12 protein-coding genes, 1 rRNA gene and 1 riboswitch are annotated in these 14,138 nt (G+C 57.9%); of the genes, 10 read left to right on the forward strand and 3 right to left on the reverse strand.

Annotated features, from left to right (window positions below; translation table 11 throughout):
* Positions 1 to 44 precede the first annotated feature (44 nt).
* The 8 genes from DV520_RS08525 (at position 45) to DV520_RS08560 (ending at position 8,506) form a co-directional block, all read left to right on the forward strand.
* Positions 45 to 629, forward strand: coding sequence for a TetR/AcrR family transcriptional regulator (locus DV520_RS08525; RefSeq protein ID WP_021920358.1), 585 nt, complete (start codon positions 45 to 47; stop codon positions 627 to 629).
* Positions 630 to 845: 216 nt separating this feature from the next.
* Positions 846 to 925: riboswitch (glycine riboswitch) on the forward strand.
* A gap of 162 nt (positions 926 to 1,087) precedes the next feature.
* Complete coding sequence (gcvT, locus tag DV520_RS08530) at positions 1,088 to 2,173, forward strand: glycine cleavage system aminomethyltransferase GcvT (protein ID WP_021920359.1); 1,086 nt, start codon at positions 1,088 to 1,090, stop codon at positions 2,171 to 2,173.
* 88 nt (positions 2,174 to 2,261) lie between these two features.
* On the forward strand, positions 2,262 to 2,645 hold the full coding sequence (gcvH, locus tag DV520_RS08535; protein WP_117142445.1) for a glycine cleavage system protein GcvH: 384 nt from the start codon (positions 2,262 to 2,264) through the stop codon (positions 2,643 to 2,645).
* 1 nt (position 2,646) lies between these two features.
* Positions 2,647 to 3,963 (forward strand): aminomethyl-transferring glycine dehydrogenase subunit GcvPA, encoded by a 1,317-nt coding sequence (gcvPA, locus tag DV520_RS08540; protein WP_117142446.1) that lies wholly within the window; start codon positions 2,647 to 2,649, stop codon positions 3,961 to 3,963.
* Positions 3,960 to 5,396, forward strand: coding sequence for an aminomethyl-transferring glycine dehydrogenase subunit GcvPB (gcvPB, locus tag DV520_RS08545; RefSeq protein ID WP_117142447.1), 1,437 nt, complete (start codon positions 3,960 to 3,962; stop codon positions 5,394 to 5,396). Before gcvPA ends, gcvPB begins: the two co-directional genes overlap by 4 nt.
* 21 nt (positions 5,397 to 5,417) lie before the next feature.
* Complete coding sequence (gene lplA / locus DV520_RS08550; protein ID WP_021920363.1) at positions 5,418 to 6,404, forward strand: lipoate--protein ligase; 987 nt, start codon at positions 5,418 to 5,420, stop codon at positions 6,402 to 6,404.
* 1 nt (position 6,405) lies between these two features.
* Positions 6,406 to 7,773 (forward strand): dihydrolipoyl dehydrogenase, encoded by a 1,368-nt coding sequence (gene lpdA / locus DV520_RS08555; RefSeq protein ID WP_117142448.1) that lies wholly within the window; start codon positions 6,406 to 6,408, stop codon positions 7,771 to 7,773.
* A gap of 13 nt (positions 7,774 to 7,786) precedes the next feature.
* Positions 7,787 to 8,506 (forward strand): MBL fold metallo-hydrolase, encoded by a 720-nt coding sequence (locus DV520_RS08560; RefSeq protein ID WP_021920365.1) that lies wholly within the window; start codon positions 7,787 to 7,789, stop codon positions 8,504 to 8,506.
* Positions 8,507 to 8,550: 44 nt separating this feature from the next.
* On the opposite strand, the gene DV520_RS08565 is transcribed toward DV520_RS08560, so the two are convergent.
* The 3 genes from DV520_RS08565 to metA all read right to left on the reverse strand — a co-directional run bounded on the left by DV520_RS08565 (position 8,551) and on the right by metA (position 11,909).
* Complete coding sequence (locus tag DV520_RS08565) at positions 8,551 to 9,063, reverse strand: DUF4358 domain-containing protein (RefSeq protein WP_117142450.1); 513 nt, start codon at positions 9,061 to 9,063, stop codon at positions 8,551 to 8,553.
* Positions 9,060 to 10,205, reverse strand: a complete 1,146-nt coding sequence (locus tag DV520_RS08570; protein ID WP_021920367.1) for a transglutaminase domain-containing protein — start codon at positions 10,203 to 10,205, stop codon at positions 9,060 to 9,062. The genes DV520_RS08565 and DV520_RS08570 overlap by 4 nt, the downstream gene beginning before the upstream one ends.
* Positions 10,206 to 10,985: 780 nt before the next feature.
* The gene (gene metA / locus DV520_RS08575) at positions 10,986 to 11,909 is read right to left on the reverse strand and encodes a homoserine O-acetyltransferase MetA (protein WP_021920368.1); all 924 of its coding nucleotides are present in this window, start codon (positions 11,907 to 11,909) and stop codon (positions 10,986 to 10,988) included.
* A 261-nt stretch (positions 11,910 to 12,170) separates the two neighbouring features.
* On the opposite strand from metA, the gene DV520_RS08580 reads away from it, so the two are divergent.
* Positions 12,171 to 13,256, forward strand: a complete 1,086-nt coding sequence (locus DV520_RS08580; protein ID WP_165850077.1) for an alpha/beta hydrolase — start codon at positions 12,171 to 12,173, stop codon at positions 13,254 to 13,256.
* A gap of 394 nt (positions 13,257 to 13,650) precedes the next feature.
* Positions 13,651 to 14,138: ribosomal RNA gene (locus DV520_RS08585) — 16S ribosomal RNA — on the forward strand; the annotation flags it as partial.

The following is a 14,138-nucleotide window of genomic DNA, read 5'->3' on the forward strand; positions in this document are numbered from 1 at the left end:
GGGAGCTTCTGGCCGCCCAATTCACCAGGCAGGAGGAACAGAAGATGGCAGAGCAGCCAAAAGCCAGGCGCCGCAACACCAGGGAAGAGCTCATCAAGGCCGGGGTGGAGGAGATCAACCGCTACGGGGTGGCCGGGTTTTCCATGCGGCGGATCGCCCAGCTGTGCGGGGTGTCCTGCGGCGCGCCCTATAAGCACTTTGGGGACCGGAAGGAGTTCATTGCCGCCATCATCGACGATGTCAACGCCCAGTGGCATGCCCGGCAGGCCGAGCTCCTGGCGGCCTATGAAGGGGACACCCGGAAGCAGATCGTGGAGATGAGTACGGGCTATGTTCAGTTTTTGGCGGAGAATCCCCACCTGCGGGCCATCCTCACCCTGAAGGACCGGGACTTTGACAACGTCTACCATCGGGTGCGGGGGGAACTCAGCAGCCCCACCCAGCGGCTGATCCAGCGGTACTGCCAGGAGGAACAGCTGGATGAGGAAACCCGCCAGCGGAAGGTCTATGTGGTCCGCTCCCTGATCTTTGGGGCGGCCATTCAGTTTGACAACGGGGAGCTCCCATACAGTGAGCACACCTTGAAAATGGTCCACGACAGCATTGAGCGAGAGCTCCTGCTGCCGTGACGGGACAGGAACCAGCGCCCCCTTCGGAATATACACGCCGAAGGGGGCGCTGTGCGGTCAGGGGGCGGGGAGGAGAGGGGAAGGATTTGCCGTTCTCTGGAAAAAATGCGTTGACAGGGGGAGGGGCGGTTATTATAATAGAACCAGAAAACCAGCTGGGCCCCCTGGGCAGATCACGGGGGAGCTGAGCTGAGAATGGAATCAGATATGGATCGGATGATGAAACCGGGAGATGCCGTGCAAGCGGAGCCGAAGGGGCAGCGGAAACTCTCAGGCAAAAGGACCGGTTTTTGACGAGACTCCGGAGAGCGAAGGACGCACCGAAGAGGCAATCCGTCCCGGCGGAGAATCTTTCAGGTTAGGTTACGGAGGCACTGTATTTGGCATGGGTCCAGATGCAGTGCCTCCGTTTTTTGAAAACGGCGACTGGAACATGAGAAGGAAAAGGAGCGAACACAATGGAACGAAAAACCCCACTCTATGATGTCCATGTGGCAGAGGGCGGCAAGATGGTCCCCTTCGCTGGCTACCTGCTGCCTGTGCAGTATGGAACCGGCGTCATCCAAGAGCACATGGCCGTCCGCCAGCAGGCGGGCCTGTTCGACGTCTCCCACATGGGGGAGATTCTCTTCACCGGCCCCACGGCCCTGGACACGCTGAATCACTTGCTCACCAACGATTACAGCGGCATGCCCGTGAACAAGGTGCGGTACGGCGTCATGTGCAATGCCCAGGGGGGCACCATTGACGACCTGGTGGTTTACAAGTTTGGAGAGGAGGCCTATCTGGCGGTGGTCAACGCCTCCAACCGGGAGAAGGACTATGCCCACATGGCCCAGAACCTGCTGCCCGGCACCAAGGCCGAGGACATCTCGGACACGGTGGCCCAGCTGGCCTTACAGGGGCCCAAGGCCCCGGCTATCCTGAAGAGCCTGCTGCCGGAGGACCAGATTCCCAAGGGATACTACACCGCCCTGCCCCGTGTGGAGATACAGGGGATACCGTGCATGATCTCCCGCACAGGCTATACCGGAGAGCTGGGCTATGAGATTTATACGGCCAACGAGGACGCCCCCAAGCTGTGGAAGATTCTCCGGGAGGCCGGGGAGGCGTTCGGCCTCATTCCCTGCGGCCTGGGTGCCCGGGATACCCTTCGCCTGGAGGCGGCAATGCCCCTGTACGGCCATGAGATGGATGAGACCGTCACCCCCCTGGAGGCCGGGCTGGACTTTGGCGTGAAGCTGCAGAAGGCGGAATTTATTGGAAAAGATGCCCTTGTGGCGGCCGGCGCCCCCCAGCGGGTCCGGGTGGGCCTGGAGGTCACGGGCCGGGGAATCGTCCGGGAGCACCAGGATGTGTTCTTAGGCCAGGAGAAGATCGGCCAGACCACCTCCGGCACCCACTGCCCCTATCTGGGCAAGGCGGTGGCTATGGCGCTCCTTGACGCCAAGCACGCCAAGGAGGGTACCGAACTGGAAGTGGAGGTCCGGGGCCGCCGGATCGGCGCCAAGATTGTTCCCCTGCCCTTCTATAAGAGAGGCTGAGACCAGCACCTGCAGGGCTGAGGAGCCATGGAAACGGAAATCATAGTAAAATAGCGCATACAGATCAATCAAAATGGAGGAAAAAATCATGTCTAACATTCCCGCAAACCTGAAGTACAGCAAGTCCCATGAGTGGATTCTGGAGGAGGATGGCGTCTTCACCATCGGCCTGACCGACTATGCCCAGAGCGCGCTGGGAGACATCGTGTTCATCAACCTCCCCGAGGAGGGAGACAGCGTCACCGCCGGGGAGTCCTTCTCCGACGTGGAGTCGGTCAAGGCGGTCTCCGACGTGTTCTCCCCCGTCACCGGCACGGTGACTGCGGTGAACGAGGCGCTGCTGGACGATCCCGCCCAGGTGAACGAGGCCCCTTATGAGGCCTGGCTCATCAAGGTATCCCAGGTCAGCGACACGGAGGAGCTGCTGGACGCGGAGGGATATGAAGCGGTTGTGGCCGCAGAGGAGGCGTAAGATGGGCAGCTACATTCCCGCCACAGGGGAAGAGCGGCAAGCCATGCTCCAGGCCATCGGCCTGACCTCTGTGGAAGAGCTCTTTGACGTGGTGCCGGAGGCGGTCCGGGTAAAGAATCTGGACCTGCCCGAGGGCCTGAGTGAATGGGAGGTCAGTCAGACCATGGCTTCCCTGGCCGAGAAGAACCGGGTCTTTCGGTCCGTGTTCCGGGGGGCCGGGGCATACCGCCACTATATCCCGTCCATTGTGAAAACCGTCACCAGCAAGGAGGAATTCCTCACAGCTTATACGCCCTATCAGGCGGAGATCAGCCAGGGGGTTCTTCAGTCAATCTTTGAGTACCAAACACAGATGTGTGAACTCACCGGGATGGAGGTGTCCAACGCCTCGGTCTATGACGGTGCGGTTGCCGCCGCAGAGGCCATCTTCATGTGCCAGGAGAGAAAGCGCACCAGCGTGGTGGTCTCCGGCGCCGCGGACCCCCAGACCCTGGCGGTGATTAAGACCTATTGCGAGAGCCGGGATGTCCCGGTGACCATCCTGCCGGTGGACGGCTGTGCCACCGACCCGGCCGCCTTGCAGGCGGTTTTGGCCGGGGATACCGCCGCGGTCTATGTCCAAAGCCCCAACTATTTCGGCGTGCTGGAGGATATGGATGCCATTGTCTCCGCTGCCCACGGGGCGGGGGCGAAGGTCATTATGGGGGTCAACCCCATCTCCCTGGGCCTGCTGAAACCCCCGGGGGAGTACGGCGTGGACATCGCCGTGGGAGAGGGCCAGCCCCTGGGCATGCCTCTCTCCTTTGGCGGCCCCTATCTGGGCTTTATGACCTGTAAAAAGGCCATGATGCGGAAGCTGCCCGGCCGGATTGTGGGCCAGACCACCGACGCCCAGGGCAACCGGTGCTTTGTGCTCACCCTCCAGGCCCGGGAACAGCACATCCGCCGGGAGAAGGCCTCCTCCAACATCTGCTCCAATGAGGCCCTGTGCGCCATGACCGCTTCGGTCTACCTGGCCGCCATGGGCCCCCGGGGCCTGCGGCAGGTGGCGGAGACCTGTGCTTCCCACGCCCACTATCTGGCGGGGGAACTGGCCAAGCTGGGCTTCTCCCTGCGCAGCGGGGAAAAACCCTTCTTCCATGAGTTCTGCACGGATTGTCCCATGGACCCTGCGCTGCTCTGCGCCAAGCTGGAGGAACGGGGGATTCTGGGCGGTCTGCCGGTGGACGGCGGCATCCTCTGGTGCTGTACAGAGCTGAACACCAAGGCGGACATGGATCAACTCATCGCGGTCATTGGGGAGGTGCTTGGAAAATGAAACTGCTGTTTGAACGGAGCCGCCCCGGCCGGGGCAATGATCTGCTCCCTCCCTGCGATGTGCCGGTGACGCAGTTTGACCCATCCCTGCTGCGTGGCGCCCCGCTCCGCCTGCCGGAGATTGCCGAGGTGGACCTGGGCCGGCACTATACGGAATTGGCCAAGCAGACCCACGGGGTCAACGATGGATTCTATCCTCTGGGCTCCTGCACCATGAAGTACAACCCCCGGGTCAACGAAGAGGCGGCGGCCCAGCCCGGGTTTACCCAGTTGCACCCCCTCCAGCCGGTGGAGACGGTACAGGGGGCGCTGGAGGTCCTGGCCACGGCGGAGCGCCTGCTGTGTGAAATTACAGGGATGGACGGCATGTCCTTCCAGCCCGCCGCCGGGGCCCATGGGGAGTACACCGGCCTGCTCCTCATCCGCAAGTACCACCAGTCCCGGGGGGATGCCGCCCGGACCAAGATTCTCGTCCCTGACGCGGCCCACGGCACCAACCCCGCCTCGGCCACCATGGCGGGATTCCAGGTGGTCTCCATTCCCTCCAACCAGGCGGGCGGAGTGGATTTGGACGCCCTGCGCCAGGCGGTGGGACCGGATACCGCTGGCCTGATGCTCACCAACCCCAATACGGTGGGTCTCTTTGACGCCAACATTTTGGAGATTACTCAGATTGTCCACGACGCCGGCGGCCTGTGCTACTACGACGGCGCCAATCTCAACGCGGTGATGGGACAGGTGCGCCCCGGGGACATGGGATTTGACTGTGTCCACCTGAACCTGCACAAAACCTTCTCCACGCCCCATGGCGGCGGCGGCCCGGGCAGCGGCCCGGTGGGCTGCAAGGCCATGCTGGAGCCCTTCCTGCCCACCCCGCGGGTGAAGGAGGCCGACGGCGTCTATTCCCTGTTCACGCCGGAGCAGACCATGGGCCAGGTGCGCAGCTTTTATGGCAACTTCCTGGTGGTGGTGAAGGCCCTGAGCTATCTTTTGACCTTGGGTAAGGAGGGCATCCCCGCAGCCTCCGCCGGGGCGGTACTCAACGCCAACTATTTGATGAAGCAGCTCATGGACCACTATGACATGTCCTACAACACCCGCTGTATGCACGAGTTCGTCATGACCCTCCAGGGGCTGGCCCACGACACAGGGGTCACCGCCATGGATGTGGCTAAGCGGTTGCTGGACTTCGGCATCCATCCCCCCACCATGTATTTCCCCCTCATTGTCCATGAGGCCCTCATGGTGGAGCCCACGGAGACCGAGAGCCCCGAGACCCTGGACCAGGCGGCCCAGGTCTTCCTGGATATCCTGGCTGAGGCCAAGGCGGACCCGGAGAGCCTTCACCAGGCCCCCCGCTGCTGCCCGGTGGGACGGCCCGACGAGGTGACAGCGGCACGGTCTCCCATCCTTCGGTATTCCTTTGGGGAATAACGGGGGCAGGGAGAGACCGACATGCTGCGCCGTTTATATGCCATTGCCGCAGAGGGCACAGATCCCTATGAAAATCTGGCCCTGGAGGCCTATCTCCTGGAGCGGGTACAGCCGGGGGAGTGTATCCTGTACCTGTGGCAAAACCAGCGCACCGTGGTGATCGGGCGCAATCAGCACGCATCCAACGAGTGCCGGATTCAAGCACTGGAAGCAGACGGCGGACATCTTGTCCGCCGTCTGTCCGGTGGTGGGGCGGTCTACCACGACCTGGGAAATTTGAACTTTACCTTTCTCACCGTCCGGCGGGACTACGACGTGGCCAGGCAGACGGAGACCATTCTCCAGGCGGTGCGGGCCCTGGGGATTCCGGCGGAGAAGAACGGAAGAAATGACCTGACGGCGGCAGGGGGGAAGTTCTCCGGCCACGCGTACTATCAAACTGGAGAGCAGTGCTACCACCACGGCACGCTGATGGTGTCGGTGGACCTGTCCCCTCTGGCAGCCTATCTGCAGGTGTCCCCCTTGAAGCTGGAGGCCAAAGGGGTGAAGTCGGTGCGCGCCCGGGTGGTGAACCTGACCCAGTTCCGGCCGGAGCTCACCGTTGCCCAGCTGCGCCAGGCGCTGGTGGAGGCCTTCGGCAGAGTGTATGGTCTGCCGGTCCATCCCCTTCGGACCGATCAGCTGGACGCCCAGGCCCTGGCCCGGGGACGAGCCCGGTTTGCCGACCCGGCCTGGGTCTATGGAGACAGCCGCCCCCTGGCGGTGAGCCGGGAGGCCCGGTTTACCTGGGGACTGCTGCGCCTGGATTACAGCCAGGCGGAGGGGAGTATCACCCAGGCGGCTCTCTGGTCGGACGGGCTGGAGGCGGACTTTTTAAGCCAAGTCCCCGGCGCGCTTCAGGGCTGCCCCCGGCAGCCGGCGGCGGTTCGGGCGCGGCTCATGGCCCTAAAGGGGGCCGAAAGGACACTGGTGGAAGACATCCTGACACTGCTCATGGAGGAGGCATAACATGAAGTACGACATTGCGATCATCGGCGGCGGCCCCGGTGGGTACACCGCCGCGGAGAAAGCCGCGAAAGCGGGGATGCAGGTGGTCCTGTTTGAGCAGGATCACCTGGGAGGCACCTGCCTGAACCGGGGCTGCATGCCCACCAAGGCCCTGCTCCACAGCGCGGAGACCTATGCGGCCCTGGAGCATGCCCAGACCCTGGGCATCCAGACCCAGGGGGTATCCTATGACTTTGCCGCCATGCACCGGCGGAAGGACCAGGTGGTGGAGACCCTCCGGCAAGGGGTGGAGAAGCTGATGAAGGCCAATAAGATCACCGTGGTCAGCGGCTCGGCCTGCATCCAGCGGGCCGGCGTGATTGCCTGCCATGGGGAGACCTATGAGGCTGAGGATATTGTCATCGCCACCGGGTCCAAGGTCTCCTATCCCCCCATTCCCGGCATAGATCTGCCGGGGGTCTACAACAGCAGGGATCTGCTGGAAGGGGGCGGGCGGGAGGTTTCCTCCCTGGTCATCATCGGCGGCGGTGTGGTGGGGGTGGAGTGCGCCTCCATTTACCACTGCCTGGGCTGCGAAGTCACCGTGCTGGAGGCGGCAGACCACATCCTGCCCTTTATGGACCGGGAGATTGCCCAGCGCCTGACCATGATTCTGAAAAAGAAGGGGGTCAAGGTGGAGGCCAAGGCCAGCGTCCAGAAGATCACGGGAATCCCTGGAGAGATGACGGTTACCTATACAGATAAGAAGGGGGCCGAGCACACCGTGACAGCCCAAGGGGTTCTGGCCGCCGCCGGACGAAAGGCCAACCTGGACGGCCTCTTTGGCCCAGATTTCTCCTTGGAACTGGACCGGGGGGCTGTGGTAGGAGATGACATGGGCCGCACCAGTGTTCCCCATGTCTATGTCATCGGGGATGCCAAGGCCAAAAATATTCAGCTGGCCCATGTGGCCAGCGCCCAAGGGGAGAATGTGGTGGCGGTCATTGCCGGCAAAAATCCGCCCCTGGATCTGTCCGTGGTGCCCAGCTGCGTCTACACAGAACCGGAAATTGCCTCGGTGGGGCTGACGGAAGAGGGAGCCAAGGCGGCGGGGATCCCGGTAAAGACCGGAAAGTATCTCACCGGCGCCAATGGCAAGTGCCTCATTGAAGGGACAGAGAGCGGATATGTCAAGCTGGTCACCGACGGGGCCAGCGGACGGATCTTGGGGGCGCAGCTGGTCTGCCCCCGGGCCACGGACATGGTGGGCGAACTGACCCTGGCCATTCAGAAGGGCCTCACCGCCGACGACCTGTCCGCGGTTATCCATCCCCACCCCACCTTCAGCGAAATGCTCTTCGGCGCGGCGGAAGGCCTGCGGCTGGAGTGAATCGGATTACCCTGTGAATGGAAGGGAGATCGAGCCGGGGATCTGGCACTGGGAGGAGGACTATCGGGTTTACTGCACCTTGGTACAGGGGGAGCGGCTGGCCATCCTCTGGGACACCGGACAGGGGAAACAGGACCTGTCGGCCTGGGTGGCCGCGCAGGTGTCCACACCCTGTATAGTGTGCAACAGCCATGGCCACAGCGACCACATTGGGGGGAATTTTCGCTTCCCCTTGGTCTATGCCCATCCGGCGGACTGGCCGCTGCTGGCTGCCCAGGCCAGATTGACAGGGAGAGATTGGTCGGCTCGTCCCCTGGAGCCGGGGCAGCGGTTTGATCTGGGGGGACGGGAGGCGCAGGTGGTCTCTCTGGCGGGGCATACCAGGGGTTCCGTGGGTCTGCTTCTGGAGAGGGAGCGGCTCCTCCTGGCAGGGGATGCCCTCAACCCAACGCTGCTGATGCTGGGGCCGGAGGCGGGATCATTTTCCCAGCTGCGGCGTACGTTGGCGGCGGCAGAGGCAATGCCCTTTGACCGGTATTTGGCCAGCCACACCCCTGGGCCGCTGCGCAAAAAGCAGGTGGGACTCCATCTGCGGCATTTAGACCATCTGCAACAAGCACCCTCCGCCCGTCCTGGACCCTATGGCTCGGGGGTATGCCGGAGCCAGCATCGGGAGGCGGGGGGAAGGTCTGTGATTTTTTTCGACCAGAGCCGGTGGCAGCGACCGGACTGACAGAAAAAACCCTCCGGGGCAGCCGCGCTGCCCCGGAGGGTTTTTTAGTCGGAACCAGTGTCCGAGGAAGGGAGGAAATCATCAAATGCGGTTTTGACAGTCGGACTATCGTCGCAAATGATCAAAACGGCATATTGATCCTTGGTAAAAACCTGGGCTTTTTCCACCCGGGCAGCTTCGGCGGGACCATATTGCAGGAAGAGCTTTCGGCGGCTTTCCACATGGGCCCGGAGGGAGTCGGCGGCCTTGGTCACATCCGCGGAATCTTTTACCGCGATGACGGCAATCTCGTCGGCCTTGCCGGTGGTGGAGTAAGACAGGAGGAAGTTTTCCACCTTGTCGTAGGGAAGGTCGGAGACATAGGAAAAGGTCTCTTTGGCGTCGGCGGCGTCCCCTGTTGTAGAGGCGGTCTCCGACAGGGAGGGCGCGGCGGCCAGCATGGCCTGTTGGAGCTGCTTCATGTTGACGGTGGCGGTGCCGCTGCCCTCGTTGCCGCAGGCGGCCAGAGAAAGGACTGCGAGCAGAGCGATGACAAGCAATCGGATTCTGTTTCTCATGGGAGCAGTTCCTCCGCGCTGTCGGTGAGGAATTCAGATGACTCGCCGCTTCCACCGCCATCGTCCATGCCCGCCTGGATGCTTTCCCAATCCAGGTTGGCTCCAAAGGCGTCATTGACGGCTTGCTCCACCTTTTGCTGGTCCTCCTCGGAAATCGTGGCCTCTGGGGCTTCCTCCGCGTCGTAACCTTCGATAGAGAGTCCCAAGACATACCCACTGCCTGAAATCGGCATCCAACTCCAGTGCATCCAGAGAGCGGGGCCCTCGGGGGACTCTGCAAGGGCGGTTTCCACGCCGCTGATCATGGCCTCAACGATCTGGGCGCCGTTTTCATCCAAAGAGGGGAAGTCCAGGAAGAGACCGCCCTGTTTTTCCTCCATCGCCTGCCGAATCATGGCGGGAATCTGATAGATGTCTTTTACGGAGACTCTATTCTGATAAGCATAGTTGTACTCCAGGGAAGTGGCGGCGGGGAAGAAGTCCCGGTCCCAGTCATGGCTGACAGCGGCCAGCTCGTCATTCATGTTGAAATTGGCGTAGCTCCCCACCCCTTGGTCGGAGTAGATGTCCACGTGATACCAGTTGCCTTCGATCTGAACCAGATTCCAGGAGTGATAGCGCTCTGTGTTGTGGACCACCATACAGGGAATATCCAGCATCTGCATGAACAGACGGAAGGTTGTGGCATATCCCACGCAGACTGCGTTGTGGTATTTCAGGGTCCCGTACGGGTTGTCGCAGTCAGCGGAGGTCTGCGGGACGACTTGAAGGGCGCCGGTGTCATAGCTCAATTCCTTGGCCATCCAATCATATACCGCTTTTTCTTTCTCATAGGGCGTCATATCTTCTGTGATGATTTCTTTCAGCACAGCGGAGGCCAGTTCCAAGGTCTCCTTGTCCTTCGCGCTTAATCCGTTGGTGTTGCCCGAACGATAAGCCTCAGAGATGGGCAGGGTGGAGACAATTTCATACTGGTCCAGAATGACAACCCCATCCTCTTGGGTTTCCGTCTGTGCTTTGGCTTCCGCCCGGAGATCATACACCGCTTTGGCGGTGAAAATACTGGTGCAGGCACTGAAAATCACAGCGATTGTCAAGACGACGGCCAGTATGGTGAGGGTGTTTTTCTTTGTGTCTGTCATAAAAACCTCGCTTTCTAAGATGACACGCTCTGTCATTGAGTCGTGCAAACTATATAGGAAGCAAAGGTTTTTGTCAATGGTTTTAATAAAAACATAATAAAGGTTACGGCATTTTTCCTAAACTGTTATTGATTTGTTGTTTTCTTGTAAGGGATGGCGGCAGAAGTAAAAAAACAGAGGGTATTCCACTCGGAATACCCTCTGGAATAAGTTCGACACGTCTACGCCACTTGATCGTACAGGGTGTGCTGAAATCACTGCTCCTCTCCTCAGAGGAACGAAGGAAGAACAACGTAGCTTATCACACCCAGGTCATCCAAGGAAACCCAAACAGGGGATGCTTGCGTAGCTCTCTCACATCACACAATCACACTGTCGAACATGCGCTTTCTTTGCAAACTTAAAAGGTTCTATATTCAATTGAGCAGGAAGAATTACCGCACTTGCGAAACATTCTGGGGGTCATAGATCAGAGATCACAGGGACAACCGCCCAAACAGCCTTTGCTGGTTACAAGGAACGAGGACAGAACCCATGTAGGAAATATCCCGTTGCTACTTGCCTCAATGAAGGGGTGCCCATGCTCTCTGAAAGGAAACTGCATCGCCCATGGGACTCACCGATCCTTTCTTTGATTCATCTGGGAGGAATCTTCCGGAGAGTTTGGAAAGCATCTTTCCTTCTCTCTGTCTAAATAATACAAGAAAAATAGGAGGTTGTCAAGAGAAAATATAAAAATTTTCTAAAAAATAAGGCGCATTCAGGCGTCTGCGGGAACTGTCATTCGCGGTCCAGGGCGGATAAATCATAGGGCGTGGTCTGGTAGACGTAATAGTTGAGCCAGTTGGTGTAGATCAGCTGCCCGGCAGAACGCCACCGAACCACGGGGGGCTTGGTGGGGTCGTCCCCGGGGAAGTAGTGGCGGGGGACTTGAATGGTCAGGCCGCGGTCAACATCCCGCTGATATTCCTGGGCCAGGGTATCCCGGTCGTACTCCAGGTGTCCCAACAGGAAAAATTGGCGGCTGTTTTCTGTTTTCACTGCGAAAACTCCCACCTCTTCTGAAACAGCCAGGACCTCTAAGGAGGGGATTTTTCGGATATCCTCTTCCAGCACTTCGGTGTGGCGGGAGTGAGGGGCATAGAAACGGTCATCAAACCCGCGGAAGAGGGGGGAGGAGGGTTTGAGCACCTGGTGGTCAAACACGCCAAAAACCTTCTGGGGGAGAACGTATTTGGGGATCCCGTAGTGGTAATAGAGACCGGCCTGGGCGCCCCAGCAGATGTGCAGCGTGGAATGCACATGGGTTTTGGACCAGTCCATGATTTGGCACAGCTCCGCCCAGTAATCCACGGCTTCAAAGTCCATGTTTTCCACAGGCGCGCCGGTGATCACCAGCCCGTCATAGAATTTGTTCTTAATTTGGTCAAACGAGGTGTAAAAGGACTCCAGGTGGCTCCGATCTACATTCTGGGCACTGTGGCTGACGGTTTGCAGCAGCTCCACTTGGATCTGAAGGGGTGTGTTGGAAAATTTCCGCAGCAGCTGGGTTTCTGTGGCAATTTTGGTGGGCATCAGGTTCAGGATCAACAGCTTGAGGGGACGGATATCCTGGTGGATGGCCCGGTACTCCGTCATGACAAAAATATTCTCGCCCTCCAAAGTGGCGCGGGCGGGCAAAGAGTTGGGAATTTTGATGGGCATGGGGAACCTCCCTCTTGGTATGCGGTGGGGAAACTGGGTTTCCTTTTCCTATTAAAAATACCATAGATCTTGGGAGAACGCAAACCTTTCTCATCGGGAGGGAAAGAACCTTCGCCATGTGCCCTATGGAACGGGGAGACCTACACGGCTGCTCCTCTTGCAATTTCATTGAATGGCCAATCCGGTACTGTTATAATAAAATCATAGACCATATATGACATAATGGTGAATTTTTGTTTTTCTTTTTGGGAGAGGAACCACATGAGGCAAACTTACATAGCACAAGTAAAAGCGCATGACAACTATAAACTTGAAGTTAAAATAGATTATCCTGGAAAGAGTGACGGTATAGTGATCTTTTGCCATGGCAGCGGCCCAAATACTTACGATAATCCCAGAGAAATTGAGGGAAAACATTTTAACTATTTTGATTTGTTTGCGGATGAATTTTGCAGGCGAAGCCTTGCCTTCTGCCGCTGGAACACAAGGGGGTGCGCTGTGTCAAATCATCCCCCCGACTTCGTGGCCATTGACAGGGCGGGGTATGAAACCTATTGTCCAGCAACTTCGATTCAAGATATTATCACGGTGAAAAACTATGTAAAAGCACTGCCGCAGTTCAGATATGCAAAAATACTGCTTATGGGGATCAGCGAAGGCGCCACGCTGGCCCCATTTGCGGCGGTTCAGTGTGATGATATTGCGGGGCTGCTGCTTGCAGGGTTTTCCTATGGAAATATGAGGGATACCTTGAACTGGCAATTAAGTGGCGGAAGTTCCATGGTTAACATGTGCAAGTATTTTGACTGCAGGGAAAAGGGATTTATAGAGAAGGAGGATTTTGTCCGTGATAAATATAACGTTCGTCCAACACTGTTTCAGGACATACCCTTTGAAGCCTTGGACATAGACGGAGACGGAAAACTGACACAGCGTGATTTTGCACTGCAACTGGCAGAATATAAAAGAGAGGTCTTTGAAGCGATCGAGAGAAACGATGATACTTGGTTAAGGGAAAACTATCCGGTTCAAATTACATCCAAGTGGTGTAAGGAACATTTTGCTTTGCCTAACGTATCTGCAATGCTGAGCAGACTATCTGTACCGATTTATATTTTCCAGGGGGAGGATGATGCCAATGTCCCAATTACCGAGATCCATCATATCCACGATGATTTTCATCGAGCGGGGAAGTCGAATTTACGTATTTTTACCTTTCCAAAACATGACCACGATTTGAATTATCTGCATTATATTTTTAACGGTATGCTATCGGAAGGCTTGCACTGTGTTTTTGACGTGGCGCAGGCGTGCTGTCATTCCCAAGGGAATGGGGAGCATCAATAAGAGGCTGTTTGGAAGAAATGGAGGCGGTTCAAAAAAAGAGAAAGAAAATGAAAAATAAGGGTTGACATTCCAGGGGAGGCGTGGTATTCTATCAAAGCTGTCGCGAGACACGGGCCGACAAGAGGTCAGGAAATGAAAAAAGTTTGAAAAAAACGGAAAAAATTTCTTGACAAAGCGTCGAAGCTGTGATAAAATACAGCTTACCCCGCAGAAGCGGTGTGCACCTTGTAAATTAAACAACGTAAGTAAGAAACACGAAGCACCAAAACGGACAAGTAGAAGTTGTCCATGAAGCTTAAGGCTTTGTGGGGCAACGTTTTATTTCTTTGAAGCTAACGATTAGCGATCAATGAATTGATTTGAATAGCGGTGAAAGCCGCTGTTTAGATACCATTTTATTGAGAGTTTGATCCTGGCTCAGGATGAACGCTGGCGGCGTGCTTAACACATGCAAGTCGAACGGAGGACCCTTGACGGAGTTTTCGGACAACGGATAGGAATCCTTAGTGGCGGACGGGTGAGTAACGCGTGAGGAACCTGCCTTGGAGAGGGGAATAACACAGAGAAATTTGTGCTAATACCGCATGATGCAGTTGGGTCGCATGGCTCTGACTGCCAAAGATTTATCGCTCTGAGATGGCCTCGCGTCTGATTAGCTAGTTGGTAGGGTAACGGCCTACCAAGGCGACGATCAGTAGCCGGACTGAGAGGTTGACCGGCCACATTGGGACTGAGACACGGCCCAGACTCCTACGGGAGGCAGCAGTGGGGAATATTGGGCAATGGGCGCAAGCCTGACCCAGCAACGCCGCGTGAAGGAAGAAGGCTTTCGGGTTGTAAACTTCTTTTATGAGGGACGAAGGAAGTGACGGTACCTCATGA

It is taken from the genome of Evtepia gabavorous, from assembly GCF_003425665.1.
Taxonomy (GTDB): Bacteria; Bacillota; Clostridia; order Oscillospirales; family Oscillospiraceae; genus Evtepia; species Evtepia gabavorous.

Excerpts from the sequence above, each read along its gene's own strand:
- DV520_RS08565 (WP_117142450.1), bottom strand. The coding sequence starts at position 9,063 with ATGAGAAACAGAATCCGATTGCTTGTCATCGCTCTGCTCGCAGTCCTT.
- DV520_RS08570 (WP_021920367.1), bottom strand. The coding sequence starts at position 10,205 with ATGACAGACACAAAGAAAAACACCCTCACCATACTGGCCGTCGTCTTG.
- gcvH (WP_117142445.1), top strand. The coding sequence starts at position 2,262 with ATGTCTAACATTCCCGCAAACCTGAAGTACAGCAAGTCCCATGAGTGG.
- lpdA (WP_117142448.1), top strand. The coding sequence starts at position 6,406 with ATGAAGTACGACATTGCGATCATCGGCGGCGGCCCCGGTGGGTACACC.
- gcvPA (WP_117142446.1), top strand. The coding sequence starts at position 2,647 with ATGGGCAGCTACATTCCCGCCACAGGGGAAGAGCGGCAAGCCATGCTC.
- DV520_RS08580 (WP_165850077.1), top strand. The coding sequence starts at position 12,171 with ATGAGGCAAACTTACATAGCACAAGTAAAAGCGCATGACAACTATAAA.
- lplA (WP_021920363.1), top strand. The coding sequence starts at position 5,418 with ATGCTGCGCCGTTTATATGCCATTGCCGCAGAGGGCACAGATCCCTAT.
- gcvPB (WP_117142447.1), top strand. The coding sequence starts at position 3,960 with ATGAAACTGCTGTTTGAACGGAGCCGCCCCGGCCGGGGCAATGATCTG.
- gcvT (WP_021920359.1), top strand. The coding sequence starts at position 1,088 with ATGGAACGAAAAACCCCACTCTATGATGTCCATGTGGCAGAGGGCGGC.
- metA (WP_021920368.1), bottom strand. The coding sequence starts at position 11,909 with ATGCCCATCAAAATTCCCAACTCTTTGCCCGCCCGCGCCACTTTGGAG.
- DV520_RS08525 (WP_021920358.1), top strand. The coding sequence starts at position 45 with ATGGCAGAGCAGCCAAAAGCCAGGCGCCGCAACACCAGGGAAGAGCTC.